The organism is Lysobacter soli (genome assembly GCF_003382285.1).
GTDB classification, from domain to species: Bacteria; Pseudomonadota; Gammaproteobacteria; order Xanthomonadales; family Xanthomonadaceae; genus Lysobacter_J; species Lysobacter_J soli.
The window spans coordinates 241,616-260,205 of the sequence record NZ_QTJR01000003.1 but is presented as its reverse complement, the minus strand read 5'-3'; the positions used below and the strand labels follow the sequence as shown (position 1 = coordinate 260,205).

Sequence of the window (18,590 nt, the reverse complement as noted above, 5' to 3'; positions counted from 1 at the left end):
CGCTCATCCCTCGCGATTGGGCATGAAGCCGCGCACGCCCAGCCAGCGGGCGATGAGCAGCAGGATCTCCGACGCGACCGTCGCCCACGCCGCGCCCATCACGCCGTAGCGCGGAATGAGCCACCAGTTGAGCGCGACCGCCACGACCGCGGCGAACAGCATCGACACGACGCGGTAGCGCATGTGGCTTTCGGTGAGCAGCGCCGCTTCGACCGCGGTGGACAGGAATCGCACCGGTACGCACAGCGCCAGCACCGCCAGCAGCGTCGCGACATCGGCGAACGCCGGGCCGAACGCGAGCGGTATCGCCCACGGCGAGGCGACGGCGAGCAACAGCCCCACGATTACGCCCGCGCCGAGCATCGAGAGGTTGCCGATGCGGTACACGCGCCAGAAACGCGGGCGATCGTGCACGGCCCAGCGATGCAGCCGGGACAGCAGGAACTTGTGGTACACGGTCGCCGGGAACAGGTAGATCGCCGTCATCACGCCGAGCGCTACGCCGTAATGGCCCGCATCCTCGTTGCTGCTCAGGTACTTGAGCAGCACCGTGCTCACCTGGAAGAACACGGGATACAGGATAGCCGCGACACCGTAAGCCCACGCCTGCGACCACAACTGCGTGACGTTGGGCGTGACAAGGGGTTCGAGCGTCGTCGGGCGCGGGCCGTGGCCCCGCAGTTCCATGCGGCCGTGCCACATGGCGTTCAACTGCGGCATCGCGAGCGCGGCGATCAGCAACGCGACGACGCCGTAACCGAGCGCCGCACCCAGCGCGTTCGCCGCGGGCAGTGCGAGCAGCGTCGCCGCCACGGCCAGCCGCCCGGCGGACATCAGCATCTGCCACAACGCCAACGCGCTGTGGCGTTCTTCCAGCCGCAGCTTGCTGCCGACCAGGTCGACCGCGAACAGGCCGACGATCACCGGCGTGAGCAGCAGGAGCGTATCGCGCGTGTCCGCATCGACCACCGGGCCGAACAGGGCCCACGCGACCACGCCGCCCACGGCGAGCACGCACGTCCATGCGGAGAAGCGGAACGACGGTTTCAGCCAGCGATCGCCGGCCCAACCCTCGGCGCCGTAGACGCGCAGGCGGAATTGCGACAGGCCGAATCCGGCGAGCGGCGCGACGACGGTCACCGTCGCCAGCGACGAGGCGAACAACCCGTACTCCGCAGGCCCGAGCCGCCGCGCAAGCAGCACCTGCGCGAGGAACACCATGCCGGCACCCGCCATCGTCGCCAGCCACAACAGGCTGATCGCCGTTGCCGCCGGCCGCCAGGCGCTGGCGCTCATTCGCGTGCGCAATCGAGCGTCGGCGTTCGCGCCGGTCGCGGCGCGGCCAATACGTCCGAGCTCAGCAGTTCGCGGTACACATCGAGCGTGCGGCCGATCACCAGACGCTCGTCGAAATGCGCGAGGGCGCGTTCGCGGGCCTTGGCGCCCAGCCGGCGCACCTGCGCGCGGTCGTCGTCGAGCTGCATGATCAGCGCGGCGAGCGACGCCGCATCGCGCGGCGGCACCTGCAGGCCGTCCTCGCCGTGCGTCGTGACGACTTCGCGGCAGCCGGGCAGGTTGGTGGTGACGATGCAAAGCCCGCTCGCGGCGCCTTCGATCAGGCAGCGCGGCACGCCTTCGCGGTAGTAGCTGGGCAGCGCCATCACGTCGACGGAGGCCATCAGCGCCGGCATGTCGTCGACATGCCCAAGCCACTGGATGAGTCCGGCATCGTGCCAGGCCTGGACTTCCTCGCCTTGGAACGAGCTTGGATTCCCGTAGTCGGGCGTGCCTGCCAGCAGGAATTCCACGTTGCGGCCGCGTTCCTTCAGCATGCGCGCGGCTTCGACGTACTCGCCGATGCCTTTCTCGCGCAGCAGCCGCGCGGCGAGAAGAACGCGCAGCGGCGCGTCGTCGGCGCGGCCGCTGGCGGGCTGGAAGCGCTCGACGTTCACGCCCGAGCTGCGGATCACGCGGATCCGGTCTTCACGCACCAGGCGCAGCTTCGTGAGCGCCTCGGCGTCGTCCGGGTTTTGCAGGATCACCCGCGAGTTGCCGCTGCCGAGCGTGGAGCGCATGAGCGTGCTGACGACCGGCCGCAGCACGCGCGCCTTCAATCCGTTGCTTGCGTAGACGTAACCGAGGCCGGCGACGGCGTTCACCACCGCCGGAACGCCCGACAGGCGCGCGGCCATCGCGCCGTACACGGCGCACTTCACGGTGAAGTTGTGGATCAGGTCAGGGCGCTCGCGTCGCAGCAGCGCGGCGAGGTGCTTGATGGTGACCGCCTCTCGCAACGGATTGAGGCTCGCGCGGTCCATCGGCAAGGTTTCCCAGCGGATGCCGTTCTTCGCGAAGCGTTCGCCGTAGGGACCTTCAGGCGAGACCATGACGACCTCGGCGCCCTGCGCCTGCAACTGCATCGCGGCGGGAAGTCGGAAGTTGTAGAGATACCAGTCGGTGTTGGCGAAGAAGACGATGCGCATACGTGTTGACCTGGCAGCGCTCCTTCCTGGTGCGATGCGTGGCAAGGCTTCCTGTTCCGGGGTTGTCCGGATTCTAGCCATGCCGATTTACCGGTCCGTGCACGGGCCGCTCACGTTTGCATCCTCAGGTGAACGGAGAAATGCCAGCGTCGTCACGCCGTCGCAATGACGTTTCAGGCATCGCGTGCCGCCACGCAAAAAGAAGGCCGGCTTTCGCCGGCCTTCGCCTTCATTGCCCTCGCGCCCCTTCCCCCGAAGGGCCGCGCCGGACCGAAGTCACTTCGCGTACTGGTTGGTCGTCACGCGGATGTTGGTGGCCGTGCTCGCCTTCTGCACGTGCGGGTCGTTGCCGGTCGGCAGGATGCCCTTCTTGATGCCGGTCATGGACACCAGCGCGTAGTTGGTGGTGTGCGAGCCGAAGATCTTCGTGTAGTTGTTGCGGAACACGTTGCTGCTGGCCTGGTAGTCGTTGCTCGTGGAGCTGAACATCAGGCCGCACAGGTAGTTCCGGTTCATGCGGTTCAACGCGATGTAGCCACCGTTCGCGCCCACGGTGAGGATGCCGTAGCCGCCGTTGTACTCGACGGTGTTGTTCTTGATGGTCACGCCGGTGACGCGCTTGTAGACCAGGATGCCGTTGCCCTTGTTCTTGCGGATCAGGCAGTTCTCGATGTGCACCGTGTCAGTGGTGCGGGAGTCGTTGACGTCCGGCTCGATGTCGATGCCGCACTGCGGCGCGATGCCGTTGGAGTTGCTGAACTCGCTGTCGTACACCTTCACATTGCGCGAGCAGCCGATGGTCAGGCCCTGGCGACGGTTGTTGGTGCACACCACGTTGGAGACGACCACGTCGTTGCACGGCACGACCGCGCCCGACGCCTGCGCCGCGCCGCCGATGGACATGCCATCGCCCCAGCAATCGGCGATGTAGATGTCGCGCACCGTCACGCGGGTGGAACCGCGCACCATGATGCCGTGGCCCCATTCGCCGGCGCTGCCGAGGTGGCGATAACGGTCGCCGCGGATCTTGCCGCCGGAGATCTCGACGTCGCTGACCTGCATCGCCATCAGCACGTAGGCGCGCTCGGCGCTGTTGCTCTTGGCCCAGAGTTCGGCGGCCGGGTCCAGCTTGAGGTGCATCTTGCTGCGCAGGCGCACGTTGCGCGTGGGGTCGATCACGTACTTGCCGGCCGGAACGTACACGGTGCCGCCGGTGGAGGGCAGGGCATTGACCGCCTTCTGGAAGGCGGTGGTGTCGTCGGACGAACCGTCGCCACGCGCACCGTAGTTCTTGACGTTGAGGGTGGTGGTGCCGCGGGCACGCTTGGGCGGCGTGTACGTGAGCGCGGTGGTCGCGCCGGTGGCGGCCATCACCTTGCCGATGCCGGCGAAGCCGAGCACGGGCGGAATGGAGAGAAGCAGGGACTTGCGGAGGAATTCGCGACGTTCGGCGGTCGCAGGCGCCATCACCTGGATATCGTTCACAGTAGGGTTCCGGAATTAAGGAACGCCCCCGGGTGAGCGGTTCTGCTCGATGGGGCTTGGTGGTGTGAAGCGCGCCCCCTCGCGAACTTCACGTCATCACGCCACGATCATGTTCGTGACTGACGTGCACCCTACAGCAACAAGTGTGAATCGATACCCCTATCTTCACTATTTGTGCACGCGCGCAAACAAATCGGCGCGTGTCGTTCATGTAGCGGCGCATTCAAGTTCATGACTGCGATTTCGATGCTGCGCGATGATGCGCGATTGCGCGAGATGAACCGGGCGCGGCTGCATCGGAGCCGGATGAGCTTGCTGAAATCACGCGTCGTGCCGGTGATTTCGCGTGACGGAGTATGGCGCGCGTGACGGTATTCGTCACGTCGCGCAGTGAAGACGAGGCGCAGCGCCTCGCGAGGCAATTACCGATGAGTCCGCTTCGAACTCAGTCGAGGTAGCGATTGTCCGCGTCGACGCGGATGCCTTCGGTTCGCTCGGCGATGGTGACGTGGCGCTTGCCGCCACGTTTCTTGCCGGCGGAGTTCCCGGCCGGCCCGTTATCGTCGAATTCGTTGCGCGCCACGATCAGGCTGCGCGTGCCCGGCCGCACGCCGACACCGCCCAGCACGTTCATGCGGATGCGGTTGTCCTCGATGCGGCAGTCGGTCGCGCCGACGGTGAGGATGCCGTGCCCGCGGTTGTGCTCGATCAGGCAGTCGCGCACGGTGGCGTCGGAAACGCGCTTGTAGAGCTGGATGCCCGCACCTTCGTTGCCACGCACGGTGCATCGCGCGATCAGGATGTCGTCGGCGATGTCCCCTTCATCCGGCTCCACGTCGATGCCGGCGCCGGGCAGGGTGCCGCCGGTGTCGATGAACTCGGAATCGAACACGCGCACGCGGCGCGAGCGGCCGATGGTGAGTCCCTGGCGGCGGTTGCCGGCGCAGACGACGCGTTCGATCGTCACGTCGCGGCTGGGAACGAAGGCAGCGCCCACTTTCGTTCCGCCGATGGAGATGCCATCGCCCCAGCAATGCGAGATGTGCAGGTCGCGCACGTTTACGCGTTCGGACGCGCGGATCATCACGCCGTGGCCCCATTCGCCGGTCGTGCCCTTGTGGGACGAGCGCTCGCCGATGATGCGGCCACCGGAGATCGTCGTATCGCTCACGCGATGCGCGTTGAGCACGTAGGCGCGCTCGGCGGCGTTCGGCTTGGCGAGCAGGCGCGTGCCTGGCGACATCGCCAGGTGCATGCGGCTGCGCAACTGCACGCCGACGACCGGATCGATGAGGTAATCGCCGGCCGGCACCTGCACGGTGCCGCCGGATTGTGGCAGCGCATCGATCGCCGCCTGGAAGGCGCGCGTGTCGTTGGCGACGCCGTTGCCGCGTGCGCCGTGCCGACGCACGTCGACGACGGCGCTCCCGATGGGCGAGGCCGCCCACGACGCCATCGGCGCCGCGGACAGCATCGCGATCGACGCGGCGATCCGCCGCCTCAGCAGGTCAGGCATAGGCGCGTTCGCGTGTGTCCTGCACCTGCTGCGTGCGCCGCTCGCGGCGCGACGCGAGCCACGGAAGCACGACGGCGAGGAGGTAGAACTTAGACGCGTGGTACTTGTTGTCGAGCCGCCGCCGGTTGCGGTCGAGCCATGCGCCGGCGCCGGGAAGCTCGGCCGAATCGCGCGCGAACTCGCGCACGCAGTCGAACCTCGCCTTCGCCAGTCCACGCACGTCGAAGCGGAAACTGCCCTTGCCGGTGACGTACGGCAGCTCCTCGAAGCGCGTGGCGATGTGGTCGCGGATCAGCAACTTGTTGAGCTTGGTGACCGGATCGACCTTCTGGTAACGCGGCACTTCGCGATGGATCCACTCGCGCAGCGTGAGGTCGCAGAACGGGTAGGCGACCTTCAGGCCGAGCGCGGCGCTCGAGTACAGGCCCTTGGCGAACGCGCCCGCCGAGCCGGCGATCGACGTCGACATGTCGCGCCATTCCCACAGGCTAGTGGCCGAGCCGATTTCCTCGCGATAGAGCTCGAGGCGATGACGCGAATGCTGCGAGATCGGCCGTCCGAGCAGTTCGTCGACTTCGTCGTCGCTGAAGCGCGAGCCCGGGAACGCACGCTCGATCTCGTTCATGCGCAGCGTGCTGAGCATGTAGCAGAGCTTGAAGCTGCGATCCACGCCGGGAAGTTCCGAGAGCCAGCCCGGCAGCGGCAAGTCGCGCGACAGTCGCTTGAGCATTTCCTGGCGCTTGCTCATCGGCGTGCCGAAGTAGCTGTCGGCGCCGAGGCCGTCGACGACGCCATCGCCGCCGTGGCCGACCACCTCGGTGCCCAGGTCGATGCAGGAGAGCAGCGCGAAGTCGGCCGTCAGCAGCGGCATGCGATCGACGACGCCGAGGTAGCGGTCGTACGCGCGCGCCGGATCGCAGGTCAGCGTTTCATGGCGAAGGCCGAGCGTTCGCGCGACGTGCGTCGCCGATTCGACTTCGTCCTCTTCCTGGCCGCCGAGATAGGTAATGCACGTCGTGTCCGGACGCGCGTCGGCGATGGCGATCGCCAGCGTCGTCGAGTCCTTGCCGCCGCTCTGCAGCAGCCACGGCGAACTCATGCCGGCGCAGCTGCGCTGGATCGCGTCGCACAGGCGGCGGTGGTAGCCGGCGACCCAGTCCTGCTCGGTCGCGGCGTACTCCGGCACTTCGCCCGCATTGCGGAACTTGAAGTGGAACTTGGGCTCGGTGTGCATGTCGTCGTGCGGGCAGAACCCGAACGTGACCAGCCGGACGCCTTCGTAGATCGAGTACGGCGGATAGACGAAGGCGTTGCGGAGGATGTCGGCGACCGACACCGGATCCACGGCCGGCGGCGGGACGTCATCGCGCATCAGGCGCGAGAAGTCCGGCGTGCCGTAGTAGGGCGACATCGTGATCTGGGTGCGCATCGCGTTACCTCGCTCCCGCACGCAGGGGTTCGTCCTTCATCGGCTGGTAGTCGTAGTACGTGTAGGCGTACTGACCCGAGCCGCGCTTCTGCACCGCGTTGAAGATCGCGCCGCGCACTTCGACGCCGTTCTGTTCCAGGCGCTGCTTGGCCAGGGCGATCTCGCGCTGCTGGTTGAGGCCCCAGCGCACGACCATGAGGCAGGTGCCGACGTGGTGGCCGATCACCGCGGCGTCGGTGACCGCGAGCACAGGCGGCGTATCGATCACCACGATGTCGTACTGCTGCGCGAGCTTGTCCAGCAGCGAAGTGAAGCGCGGATGCATCAGCAGTTCCGACGGATTCGGCGGGATCGTGCCGCGCGAGATGAACGACAGGTTCTCCGTGCCGCCGACCTTGCGCACGGCCTGGATCTCGTCGATGCGGCCGGAAATCAGCTCCGAAAGACCACCGTCGGCGCGCGTTCCGAGCGCCAGGTGCAGCGTGCCGCGACGCATGTCGGCGTCCACCAGCAGCACGCGCTGGCCGGCCTGCGCCATCGTCACGGCGAGGTTCGCGCAGACGAACGACTTGCCCACGCCCGGACTCGGCGCGGCGATCATCAGCATGTTGTTCTTCATCTCGAAGCGGGCGAAATGCAGGCTCGTGCGCAGCGTGCGCAGCGCCTCCATCGCCAGGTCCGACGGTGAGCGGAACGCCAGCAGGCGCTGCTTCCCGTCGCGACGCGCGGCCGTGCCCGGCTGAGCGACGATCTGCTTGCCCTTCGCGCTGAAGGGAATCGACGCATACACCGGCAGGCCGAGCAGTTCGATGTCGACCGGATCCTCGACGCCGCGACGGAACATCTGGCGCGTGAGCACGAATGCGACCATGAACATCGCGCCGATGAGCGTGCCGGCGCCGATGACGATCAGCGGCTTCGGCCACGACGGGCTGTCCATGTTGACGTCGGCCGGATCGATCACGCGCGCGTTGCCGACCGCGCTGGCGGCGGCGATGTTCAGCTGCTGCGCCTGGTCGAGCAGGTTGGCGTAGGTCTGGTTGATGACCTCCACGTCGCGGTTCAGGCGGAACAGGCCCTGCTGCGTGTCGGGCAGGTTCCCGATCTGGCCCATGATCTGGTTCTTCTTCGCCTCGAACTGGCCGATCTGGCGCATCAGCGACTGGTAGACCGGATGCTCGGGCGTGTAGCGGCTGGCGATGTCGGCGCGCTGCACCTGCAGCTGCTGGATGCTCTGGTCGAGCGCGACCGTCTGGTCGAGCAGCGCCTTGTTCGACACGCCGACGTCCATCGTGCGCGTGCGCGACTGGAAGGTGTTCAGGCGGGCCTGCGCGTCGGCGAGTTCGCGGCGTACCTTCGGCAACTGCTCGGTGACGAACTGCAGGCGCTTGGCCGCTTCGGCCGAATTGCGCGCCACGTTCTGGCGCACGTAGGCCTGCGTGATCTGGTCGAGCACCTGCTTCGCGCGCAGCGCATCCGGGTGCGGATAGGTCAGGTTGATGATGCCGGAGTTGCGGCCCTGTTCGCTGACGGTGATGTCCTTCTTCAGCTTGGTCATCAGCGCCATGGTGTTCAGGCGCGTCATCTCGAAGCGGGTGCCGGGGTTGGCGGCCAGGCGTTCGACTTCCAGCGTGAGGCCGCGGCCGTTGGTGGCCTTCTGGCCGACGCGGCCTTCCAGCATCAGGTTGCCGTCCGGATCGAGCAGCTTGTACTTGCCGCGCTCGCCGGCGATCAGCTGCAGCGGAATGCCGACCAGCTGCTCGGGTACTTCGAACGAGCCGACGTCGACCTGTTCGCCGCCCCACGCATAGCTGTCCAGGCCGAACCACGGCGAGGCCACTTCGCCCGGATGCAGGCGCTGCTGCATGCGCGCCATCGTTTCGCCGATGAGCGGCATGCGCACCGGTTCGACGACGGTGTCCAGGTCGAGGCGTTCGATCGCTTCACCGAGCACGCGGCGCGAGGTCAGCAGCTGCGTTTCCGTCGCGGCGGGCGCATCGACGATCGGCGGTGCCGGCGCGGTGGTGGGCTGGTTGAGGCCCGGCACCGTCGGCGGACGGGACTCGACCTGCACGACGGCGTTGGCCTCGTACTGCGGCGTCGCCAGCAGCACGTACGCCACCGAAACGATGAAAAACGCCAGCGTGCCGAACAGGATCGGCCACTTGTTGTCGGTGAGCGTGGATACGAGGGTGGGGATGTCGATGTCGTCTTCGCGCGCGTTGGCGGCGGGCGGGACGGCATAGGGGGCATCGGCCCGGGAGATCACGTGAGTGGCCATGTTTCGTCACCTGGTGAAGAGCAGGGCATGCGACTGCGCACGCAAGGGGAACGCGGCGTGCCGCGCGTGTGTCGTCCACGACCGCAAGGGCGTGGGAGGGTGCGGGACGCGCGCGGTGGGGGCGGTCATGACGCCCCCCACGCGCTGCGGATCGCGACCTGGTTTGGCGAACCGGCGTCCCGCGACGGCGTCGTCGCGTGAGTTACCGGGCGCAGGCCCGCCAAGGCGTCGGCGACGCGCACATCGGCGTCGCTCAATTCGGGAATGCGGTTGCTGTCGGACGGCGCGACACGGCGCGGCGGCAGCCAAGCTTCGTCTAGCAGGCGCGACACGTGGCCGGCGATCGCCTGTGCGTCGTGCACCATCAGGTGCACGCGGCCCTGGGCTTCGACCGGCGGCGGCTCGAGCGAAAGCAGCGGGATTTCCAGCGCCATCGCCTCTGCGTACAGGGACGGCCCAACGAAGGCCAGTCGCGCACGGCGCAGCAGGAACAGCGCGGCAAGGTAGTCCGGCGCGTCGATGCGGTGGAGGTTGTCGGGCGTGTTCTCGTCGAGGAACACCGGACCGATCGCGCAGACGACATCCACGCCCGGGTGCTCGCGCGCGATCTGCGTGAGCGCATTGCACATCAGCGTCGCGTGCGCTTCCTCGCATTCGTGGCCGAGCATCAGCACCAGCGGGGCGTTGTCGCGCAGCGCGGCGAAGCGTTCGGCCAGCGCCAGACCCATGCCGTGTTCGGGCTGCAGGCGTTCGAGCGCGCTGCGCAGCGCATCCGGCGCGGCGTTGCCGGTGACGAGCACGCGATGCGCCGGCACGCCTTCGGCGACCAGCTGGCGGCCTGCTGACTGACCGGATGCGACGTGCAGCGACGCGAGTGCACGCGCGATGCGGCGGCCCGGATCGTCCGCCGCACGCGGGGACGAGGTATTCGCGAGGCCGCCGTCGATGCACACCACGGGCACGTGGTGGTAATGCGCGGCGAGCGCGGTGGCGAGCGTCGCGGGCGCATCGCCCGGCACGACGACGACGTCCGGACGCACCTGCGTCATCACGCGCTTGATGCCGCCCAGCGCGCTGGAGGTCATCTCGGCCGGATCCTCGCCCGACGCCGGCACCGATACCTTCACATCCGCCGACAGGTCGAAAAGTTCGAGCACGCGCGCCGATTCCTGCTCCGATTCGGCGGCCACGCAGACGGTCGTCTCGAAGCGTTCGTCGCGCGCCAGCTGCTGCGCGATGGGTGCCATGCGCACCGCGTCGGGCGAGTCGCTCAGCACGCACAGGGCGCGCACCGGCGGCTTCGGATTGATGTCCGAAGCGGCTTCAGCGGCGGCATCGGCAAGGTGCAGCACGTCGGGGAGTGCGATGCCGGCACGGGCGGGCGCATCGCTGCGCTCGGGCACGTTGCGCACCTCGTCGTGGTCGTCGAAGCCCGCCAGGGCACTGAGGAAGTTGATGCCGTGGTTGTTCGTCTGCGTCTGCACCGGCGCGGGAATGGGCCGGGGAGCGCTTCGCGGCCAGCGACCGCGCAGTTTCGTCAGCGCCTTCGGCACCCACCACACGTGCAGCGCCATCACCAGCATGAAGGCGGCGAAGGCGAGCGACTGCGGCATGTCGCGCAGCGACCAGCCCATCAGCACGAGGATGCCGGCGACCGCGACCATCGTCAGCAGCACCAGGCGCGGCGGCATGCCGGTGTCGCACAGCAGGTGGTGAAGATGCTGGCGATCGGCCTTGAACGGCGATCCGCCCGCACGCAGTCGGCGATACATCACCGCCAGCGTATCCATCACCGGCAGCGCGACGCACCACAGCACGTCCGGCGGGTTGAGGCGGCCCACCTTCGCGTGACTCATATAAATAAGGGCCCACGCCAGGATGAAGCCGATCAGCGTGCTGCCGGCGTCGCCCATGAAGATCTTGCGGCCGTCGGGCCAGCCGAGGTTGACGAACAGATAGGGAATCAGCGCGGCGAACAGCACCTGCAGCATCACCAGCACGCCCGGCATCGACCAGGACGAGTCGTCGAACAGCAGGATCGCGCCGATGCACACCATCGCCATCGACGCGGCGAGGCCGTCGATGCCGTCCATCATGTTGAAGGCGTTGATCAGGCCGATGACGGCGATGATCGTGAACGGGATGCCGAACAGCCCGATGTCGATGTGGCGCGTGCCGACGATCTGGCCCAGATCGTGCACGTAGAAGCCCGACATGAAGATCACCAGGCCGGCGGCACCGGCCTCGACCAGAAGGCGTGAAGTCACGCTGAGGTTGCTGGCGTCATCCAGCGCGCCGGCTGCGACGATCATCACGCCGCCGGCCAGCAGGCTCGTCACGAACCCGTCGATGTAGCCCAGATAGCTCAGCCCCACCAGGGTGCCGAGGAAGAAGCACAGCCCGCCGATCAGCGGAATGCTGCCGCGGTGCTGCTTGCGCGCGTCGGGCCGGTCGACCAGTCCGATCTTCCGCGCCCACGGGCGCATGGCGAAGATGGCGAACAGGGTCACGGCCAACGCGATCGCGCTGGCAGCTACCAGCTTGGGGTCCCTCATGCATGCACCTCGGATCAGAAACACGAACGACGAAAGGGCAAAGGCGTGTTTTTCCGTGTGCGTGCGCACTCAACCATCGGCAGCGGATCGCGTGTTCCTCACGCGTCGAAATCTGACGCGCTGCGTCCGTGCGCAACGAATCTATGGTTGCGTAGTTGATGAAGAGATGAAAAAAACACATTCACGCGAATGAACCTGCGATCGGCGATAACTCAGGTTCAGATGGATGAATCACTTCACGGCATGCGCACGTCGCTGAAGCAATTGGAATGAACGTGTCACAGTTTCGTTCGCCAATCGCGTATACAAGACTCGATGCGTTCGAACGCAATATCGAATGCGCGCTGGTCGCGACCGTAGGGATCTTCGATGTCGCTGCCGTCCTGCCAGTGCGAAAGCATGCACACGCGGCCCCGCAGTGTCGGACACAAAGCGAGCACTGCAGCGACCTGGCGTTGCTCCATTGCGAGGACGAGATCGGATTGCTGCATCAGCACCTTGGTCGCTTGCCGTGCGATGTGATCGCTGCCGTCGTAGCCATGCGCGGCAAGCGCCGCTTGTGCCTTGGGGTCGATCGGAAAGCCGCGCATAGCGGCGAGCCCGGCGGAGGCGACCTGCATGCCGGGGCGCAGGAGGCGTGCACGCACGATGGCCTCGGCCATGGGACTTCGGCAGATGTTTCCCTTGCAGACGATGAGTAGGCGATGAGTCATGGCGCGACGCTAGCAAAACCGCGCGTACGGGCCATTCATGCTTGCCCGGCAACGTTCACGAATGTGTGCAACGCGTAAAGACCGCGCGTGCGAAGTGGCTCAGGGCGTCACGTCCGACGGCAGCGTCTGGCGTGCGCGCTGCATGGCGTGCCACGGATCGCGCTTGAGGTTTCGCGCGCGACGCAGCGCCTTGTGCAGGTCGAACGCACCGGCCTGGCGAACGCGTCCGAGCTCTTCCCACGTGAGTGGCATCGCCACGGTCGCGCCCGGTCGCGCCCGCAGGGACCAGCTCGTCACGCTGGTAGCACCGCGTGAATTGCGCAGCCAGTCGATGAAGATGCGGCCTTCACGCGCGGCCTTCGAGGCCGTCGCGATGTAGCGCTCCGGTGCGCGGGCGACCAGCGAGTCGGCGAAGGCGTCGCAGAAATCCTTCACCTGCGACCAGTCCGGTCCGCGACGAATCGGCGCCACGACATGCACGCCCTTGCCGCCGGAGAGGCGGACCCAGCTGCGCAGGCGCAGTTCGGCGAGGCGGTCGCGCACGTCGCGCGCCGCGGCCTTCAGCGCGTTCCATTCGATGCCTTCGTCGGGATCCAGGTCGAACACGAGCCGGTCGGGCTTGTCGACGTCGTCGATGTGCGAACCCCAGACGTGGAATTCGATCGAGTTCATCTGCACCAGTTCGAGCACGCCGTCGAGGTCCTCGACGTACAGGTAATCGCCCTGGCCGCTGACTTCGCGCAGCGTGATCTCGCCCACGTGCTCGCCGAGCGAATCGGCATGGTGCTTCTGGAAGAAACACGAACCCGCGATGCCATCGGGGCACCGCACCAGCGAAAGCGGACGCCGCACGAGTTCGGGCAGCATCCAGCGCGAGACCGCGCGGTAGTAGTCTGCGATCTCGCCTTTGGTCATCCCCGCGTCGGGATAGACCACTCGATCGGGGCTGGTGAGCCGGGGCGTCGTGGCCATGCGTCAGCGTCGCATGCGGCGTGCGCGTCAGGCGGACTTGCGCCCGGTGCGCTTCTTCGCCGCGGTCGTCTTCTTCGCGGCCGCCTTTTTTGCGGCCTTTTTCGCCGGCGCGGCCTTGCCGGCCGAACCGCCGCCACCTCCGCCGCCACCCTTCTTCTCCAGGCTGCGCTTTAGCAGATCGGCGAAGTCGATGACGTTGGTCGCGGCGTTCTCGGGCAGGTTGTCCTCGTCGGCGGTGGCCTTTCGCACGACGTTCTTGGACTTCACGCGGTCCTCTATCACCTTCGTCAGGCGCTCGCGGAAGTCGTCCTTGTAGTCCTCCGGATTCCACTTGGAGCTCATCGATTCGATGAGCTGCTTGGCCATGTCGATCTCGCGCGTGGTGATCTTCCACTTCTCCAGGCTGCCTTCGGGCAGCTTGTAGTCGGCCGGGTCGATCAGCTCCTGCGCGAACCGCAGGATCAGCAGCATCAGCGCGTCGTCCTTCGGCACGACAGCGGCAAGGTATTCGCGCGTGCGGATCACCACGCGCCCCACGCCGGCCTGGCCGGTGCGCTTGAGCACCTCGCGCAGCAGCACGTAACCCTTCTCGGCCTTCTTGCCCGGTTCGAGCACGTAGGGCTTCTCGAAGAACTCCGGGCCGATGGACTCCAGGTCCACGAAGGTATCGATATCGACCGATTCCTTGTGGTCTGGCGCGGCGTTGGCGATGTCCGATTCCTCCAGCACGACGTAGCTGCCCTTGTCGTACTCGAAGGCCTTGACGATCTCCTTCCACGGCACTTCCTCGCCGGTCTCGGCGTTGACGCGCTCGTAGCGGACCGGCGCGTTGTTCCGGCTGTCGAGCATGCGGAAGGACAGATCGACGCGGCGTTCGCCGCTCATCAGCTTCACGGGGATGTTGAGCAGACCGAACGACAGGGTGCCGGTCCAGATGGGGCGGGCCATGGGAAACCTCTATCTACCGGACGAACTACCGGATGAACCGGCCGGAGGAGGATGACTTTCCGTGGAACCGCGTTGGCGGGCGGTGAAAGCAGGGCCGCGGCCGGCGCGACCCTGCAAGCCCGTTCAGGCGAGGCCGGCGCCTGGGCTCGGCGCGCGGCGCGCGGCGCCGCGGATCCGCAGCGTCTGCCAGATCGCGGCGAACAGATACAGCACGAAGGCGGTGCCGATGGGTCCGAAGAGACGCGGATCCTCGGGGCCTGCGGCATAGGGCGCGCCCAGCGGAAGCCGCGTGAGCGACTCCACGAACGCCGGAATGAAGTGGAAGAACAGCGCGGTGAGATTGAACAGCGCCGCGACGTAGACGCTGAGGCGACCGAAGCCGCGGCGTCGTTCGGCGAACCAGCCCAGCGCCAGCACGAGCAGCGTGAGCACGCTCAGCACGTGCGGCGCACCGAAGCCGCCACGCCGGAAGATGAAAAGCCCCGTGACCGCGGCGCCGATCGTGAACCAGAAGAAGAGGGCGCCCGATCGCGAGGTGATGCGGATTTCGCGATGCGCGATGAGTGCGACGAAGCCGGCGATGACGCCGACGATCGCGATGACGGTGTGGAATGCACCGAAGGCGGTGATGTTCAGCAGCTCGAGCATGGCATCGTCCTCGTGGGGAAGGGCGCGGGCAGAGCCTCTTCGGAGGACAACGGGGAAAGTGGGGTGGGGCGGTCATGCCTTCGCTCGTCATTCCCGCCTTCGCGGGAATGACGGTGGACGAACACCGCGCCCCCTCATTGGAGAGGGCGCGGATGCGTTACGGCGCCGAGTCGACCAGCACGACTTCGGCATCCTCCAGCGCCTTCACGGTGATCGCGCCTTCGTTGCGGATCGCCGCGCCGTCGCGGGCTTCGAGGCGGATGCCGTTCACTTCGATCGCGCCCTTGGCCGGCACCAGGTAACCGAAGCGCGTGCCGTCGAAGCTGTATTCCGCCGACTCGCCGGCGGCCAGCGTCAGGCCAAGCACGCGCGCCTGGGCGCGGATCGGCAGCGCGTCCTCGTCGCCGGCGATGCCGCTGGCCAGCGTCACGAAGCGGCCGGAGCGCTCGCCCTTCGGGAAAGGCTTGCTGCCCCAGGTCGGCGCGCCGCCGCGGGCGTCGGGGATGATCCAGATCTGGAAGATCCGCGTGGTGTCCGGCTCCAGGTTGTATTCCGCGTGCTGGATGCCGGTGCCCGCGCTCATCACCTGCACGTCGCCGGCTTCGGTGCGGCCCTTGTTGCCCAGGTTGTCCTGGTGGGTGATCGCGCCGTCGCGGACGTAGGTGATGATCTCCATGTCCGAATGCGGATGCGGCGGGAAGCCCGTGTTCGCGGCGATGGTGTCGTCGTTCCACACGCGCAGCGCGCCCCAGCCCATGCGCGCCGGATCGTGGTAGCTGGCGAAGGAGAAGTGGTGCTTGGCATCGAGCCAACCGTGGTTGGCTCCGCCGAGGGAGTTGAACGGGCGACGCTCGATCATGACCTTGCTCCGAAGTGGGTGGATTGCGTGGGGCAAACGATAGGCGCCCGGCGGCCTGTAGGGAATGGAACGGATCGAATATGATTCTTTCCATTCCTTGCATGATGGGGCCACCCCATGAAACTGCCCGACCTGGAAGCCTGGGCGATCTTCGCCACGGTCGCCGAAACCGGCTCCTTCGCACGCGCCGCGGCCGAGCTGAACCTCTCGCAGGCCACCATTTCCAAGGCGATCACGCGACTGGAGACGCGTCTGAAGACGGTGCTGTTCCACCGTACCTCGCGGCGCATGTCGCTGACCGAAAGCGGCCGCGGTGCGCTGGAACGCGCCAGCCGCATCCTCGCGGAGGGCGAGGCGGTCGAGGCCGAGATCACCGCGCAGGCAGCCAGTCCGCGCGGCACCGTGCGCATGGCGGTGCCGATGTCGTTCGGCATCGAACACCTCGCGCCGCTGCTGCCGGAGTTCATGCAGACGTATCCCGACGTCTCGCTCGACGTGGATTTCGACGACGGCCTGGTCGATCTGGTCGGCGGCGGTTTCGACCTCGCGCTGCGCATCTCGGCGCTGGCCGATTCGAGCCTGCTCGCGCGCCGGCTGTGCGGCGTGCGCGTGTTGCTGGTCGCATCGCCGGCGTATCTGGATGCGCATGGACGCCCGCGTCATCCGCGCGAGCTTTCGCAGCACAGCACGCTGTTCTACACGCTGTCGCGCTTCGGCGGCGCGTGGCGGTTCCAGCACAAGCGCCACGGCGATTTCTCGATCAGCGTCAACGCGCAGCTTCGCGTGAACAATGCCGAGGCGCTCAATCCCGCGTTGCTCGCCGGCATGGGGATTGCGTTGCAGCCCGAGTTCCTGGTGTGGCGCGAACTGAAGGCGGGCAAGCTGGAAGTCGTGCTGCCCGAATGGTCGCCGCCGCCGATCGCACTGCACGTGGTCACGCCGCCGGGACGCGTACGCCCGGCGCGCGTGCAGTTGCTGATCGAACACCTGGTGAAGAAGTTCGCGAAGGCGCCGTGGGCGGAGCGGGCGGGTTAGTCGGATCGCGGCGTCGCTCGAATGCACGCGTACTCGCGCGTCGCGCCCTCACCCCAACCCCTCTCCCGCGCGGGAGAGGGGCTTTGAAGCACTACGTCACGGCGTGAGCGACAACGCGTTCGCCGCGGTGATCAATCCCGATCCCGTCGCGTTCGCGCCCCAGCACTCGTTCACCGCCGGGCCGGACGGCTGCGATACCAGCGCGCAACCGGCGCCCCACGGAATCGCGGCGGTGGTCAGGATGTCCTCGACGTCGGCCTGCACGAGGTTCGGGTTCTTCTGCAGCATCAGCGCGGCGATGCCAGCCACGTGCGGCGAGGCCATCGACGTGCCGCTCAGGTAGAAGTACGACGTCTTGCCGCTCTGCGTCTGGTACGGACCGACCACCCACGAACCCGGAGCGGCGACGTCCAGATCCTGTCCCGCGAGCGCACGGCTCGAGAAATCGGCGATGTGGAAATCGGCGGTGTTGGTGGGGTCGGGCACGTCATCGGCGTTCCACCAGTTGCCCGGATTGCCGTCGGCGCCGGGCTTCCACTGGCCGTTCCAGCCCGTGGCGGCGACCGAGACCACCGGTGCGTAGGCGCCCGGATAGCCCATCCCCGCGTCGCCTTCGTTGCCGGCGGACGCGACGATCACCACGCCTTTGGAGATCGCGTAATCGACCGCCGCCTTTTCGGACGCGTCGAGCGACGGACCGCCCAGGCTCATGTTGATCACCACCGGCGAGGCGCCCAGCGCGCCGCTGGCTTTGAGGTTGGCGACGTAGACGATGCCCGCGGCCACCACCGACGACCAGCCGGAACCGTTCTGGTTGAGCACCTTCACCGGGATGACCGTCGCGCGCGGCGCGGTGCCGTTGATCGGAATGCCATTGAGGCTGTAGCCGAGGATCGTGCTGGTGACGTGCGTGCCGTGCGAGTTCTGGTCGTGTTCCCACTTGTTCGGCGGTTCGGACACGTTGCCCTTCTCGCCGCCGCCGCCGTTGAACGCCTTGGCGAACTGGCTGGCGATGCGTTCCTGCGGGAAGTACTGGCGCCATGTGTCGAGCAGCCCGGTGTCGAGCACCGCGACGTACACGCCGTTGCCATCGTAGGCGATGGTGCGGCCGGCGCCGAGGTTGGTGACGTCCACCGCGTCCTGGTCCCAGGTGCTTAGGCCATTGGCGAAATTCGTTGCGCTCACCGTGTCGACCGGGCTGCCCTTGCGTTCGGCATCGGGATTGGCGGCGGTCACGAAGGGCAGGGCGCGGATCGCGGCGAGCTGGTCTTCGGTGGTCTTGAGCGTGACCAGATCGATTTCGGCCACCACGTCGCGCACGGTGCCGTACGTTCCGAGCTTGGCCAGCGTTGCCGGCGTGGCGTCGCCGTTGAGCAGGACGTTCACGCCGATCTGGCGCGTGGACGAAGCGGCCTGCGCGGCGACGGGCAATGCGCAGGCGAGGGCGAGGACGCTCAGGGCTTTGTTGATCACGGGGTGGATCTCCTCGGAGGTGGCCCGTTGTACGGGCGCGGGACAGGGTTTGCCCGGAGCAAACGCGACCGCGACGGGCAACAGGCCGCCCTCGTCCCTGTGGAAGTCCCCATGCCGAAAGCGTGCGCATCCGGTCGGCGGATGGTGCGTGTGGATTTGTTGCGAACAGGTCTTCTGCCTGTCGGAACGGTGT

At 67.2% G+C, this 18,590-nt stretch carries 15 protein-coding genes; 2 read left to right on the top strand and 13 right to left on the bottom strand.

Translation table 11 applies throughout. The annotated features are described in order from the left end of the window. Nucleotides 1–3: 3 nt before the first annotated feature. The 3 genes from DX912_RS06785 to DX912_RS06775 form a co-directional block, all read right to left on the bottom strand. Entirely contained in the window at nt 4–1,296 is a 1,293-nt protein-coding gene (locus tag DX912_RS06785; protein WP_115841725.1) for a lipopolysaccharide biosynthesis protein, read from the bottom strand. Continuing rightward, nucleotides 1,293–2,483, bottom strand: a complete 1,191-nt coding sequence (locus tag DX912_RS06780) for a glycosyltransferase family 4 protein (RefSeq protein WP_115841724.1) — start codon at nt 2,481–2,483, stop codon at nt 1,293–1,295. Before DX912_RS06780 ends, DX912_RS06785 begins: the two co-directional genes overlap by 4 nt. A gap of 276 nt (nt 2,484–2,759) precedes the next feature. Next, on the bottom strand, nt 2,760–3,968 hold the full coding sequence (locus DX912_RS06775; RefSeq protein ID WP_147298576.1) for a right-handed parallel beta-helix repeat-containing protein: 1,209 nt from the start codon (nt 3,966–3,968) through the stop codon (nt 2,760–2,762). Between the two features lie 231 nt (nt 3,969–4,199). Here DX912_RS06775 and DX912_RS18335 point away from each other — a divergent pair, with 231 nt between their 5' ends. Beyond that, nucleotides 4,200–4,337, top strand: coding sequence for a hypothetical protein (locus DX912_RS18335; RefSeq protein WP_181902737.1), 138 nt, complete (start codon nt 4,200–4,202; stop codon nt 4,335–4,337). A gap of 76 nt (nt 4,338–4,413) precedes the next feature. On the opposite strand, the gene DX912_RS06770 is transcribed toward DX912_RS18335, so the two are convergent. From DX912_RS06770 to DX912_RS06730, 9 genes are all read right to left on the bottom strand, one after another. Beyond that, nucleotides 4,414–5,484 carry a right-handed parallel beta-helix repeat-containing protein gene (locus DX912_RS06770; RefSeq protein ID WP_115841722.1) on the bottom strand — a complete coding sequence of 357 codons (1,071 nt, stop codon included), beginning with the start codon at nt 5,482–5,484 and terminating at the stop codon, nt 4,414–4,416. Beyond that, nucleotides 5,477–6,913, bottom strand: coding sequence for an asparagine synthase-related protein (locus DX912_RS06765; RefSeq protein ID WP_115841721.1), 1,437 nt, complete (start codon nt 6,911–6,913; stop codon nt 5,477–5,479). Before DX912_RS06765 ends, DX912_RS06770 begins: the two co-directional genes overlap by 8 nt. A 4-nt stretch (nt 6,914–6,917) precedes the next feature. After that, nucleotides 6,918–9,194, bottom strand: coding sequence for a polysaccharide biosynthesis tyrosine autokinase (locus DX912_RS06760; protein WP_115841720.1), 2,277 nt, complete (start codon nt 9,192–9,194; stop codon nt 6,918–6,920). Nucleotides 9,195–9,319: 125 nt separating this feature from the next. Beyond that, nucleotides 9,320–11,749: a UDP-N-acetylglucosamine 2-epimerase gene (locus tag DX912_RS06755; protein ID WP_115841719.1), complete on the bottom strand. Its 2,430-nt coding sequence runs from the start codon at nt 11,747–11,749 to the stop codon at nt 9,320–9,322. A gap of 278 nt (nt 11,750–12,027) precedes the next feature. Further along, the gene (locus DX912_RS06750) at nt 12,028–12,462 is read right to left on the bottom strand and encodes a low molecular weight protein-tyrosine-phosphatase (protein WP_115841718.1); all 435 of its coding nucleotides are present in this window, start codon (nt 12,460–12,462) and stop codon (nt 12,028–12,030) included. Nucleotides 12,463–12,561: 99 nt separating this feature from the next. Beyond that, nucleotides 12,562–13,434 (bottom strand): non-homologous end-joining DNA ligase, encoded by an 873-nt coding sequence (gene ligD, locus DX912_RS06745; RefSeq protein WP_115841717.1) that lies wholly within the window; start codon nt 13,432–13,434, stop codon nt 12,562–12,564. A 27-nt stretch (nt 13,435–13,461) separates the two neighbouring features. Then, on the bottom strand, nt 13,462–14,382 hold the full coding sequence (ku, locus tag DX912_RS06740) for a non-homologous end joining protein Ku (protein WP_115841716.1): 921 nt from the start codon (nt 14,380–14,382) through the stop codon (nt 13,462–13,464). Nucleotides 14,383–14,505: 123 nt separating this feature from the next. After that, complete coding sequence (locus DX912_RS06735) at nt 14,506–15,030, bottom strand: hypothetical protein (RefSeq protein ID WP_115841715.1); 525 nt, start codon at nt 15,028–15,030, stop codon at nt 14,506–14,508. Between the two features lie 157 nt (nt 15,031–15,187). Then, nucleotides 15,188–15,889: a pirin family protein gene (locus DX912_RS06730; protein ID WP_115841714.1), complete on the bottom strand. Its 702-nt coding sequence runs from the start codon at nt 15,887–15,889 to the stop codon at nt 15,188–15,190. Nucleotides 15,890–16,006: 117 nt separating this feature from the next. Between DX912_RS06730 and DX912_RS06725 the strand changes: the two genes are divergently transcribed. Further along, nucleotides 16,007–16,924, top strand: a complete 918-nt coding sequence (locus DX912_RS06725) for a LysR family transcriptional regulator (protein WP_115841713.1) — start codon at nt 16,007–16,009, stop codon at nt 16,922–16,924. Nucleotides 16,925–17,020: 96 nt separating this feature from the next. Here the strand turns inward: DX912_RS06725 and DX912_RS06720 are convergent, their stop codons facing one another. Beyond that, nucleotides 17,021–18,397 (bottom strand): S8 family peptidase, encoded by a 1,377-nt coding sequence (locus DX912_RS06720; RefSeq protein WP_220340769.1) that lies wholly within the window; start codon nt 18,395–18,397, stop codon nt 17,021–17,023. Nucleotides 18,398–18,590 lie beyond the last annotated feature (193 nt).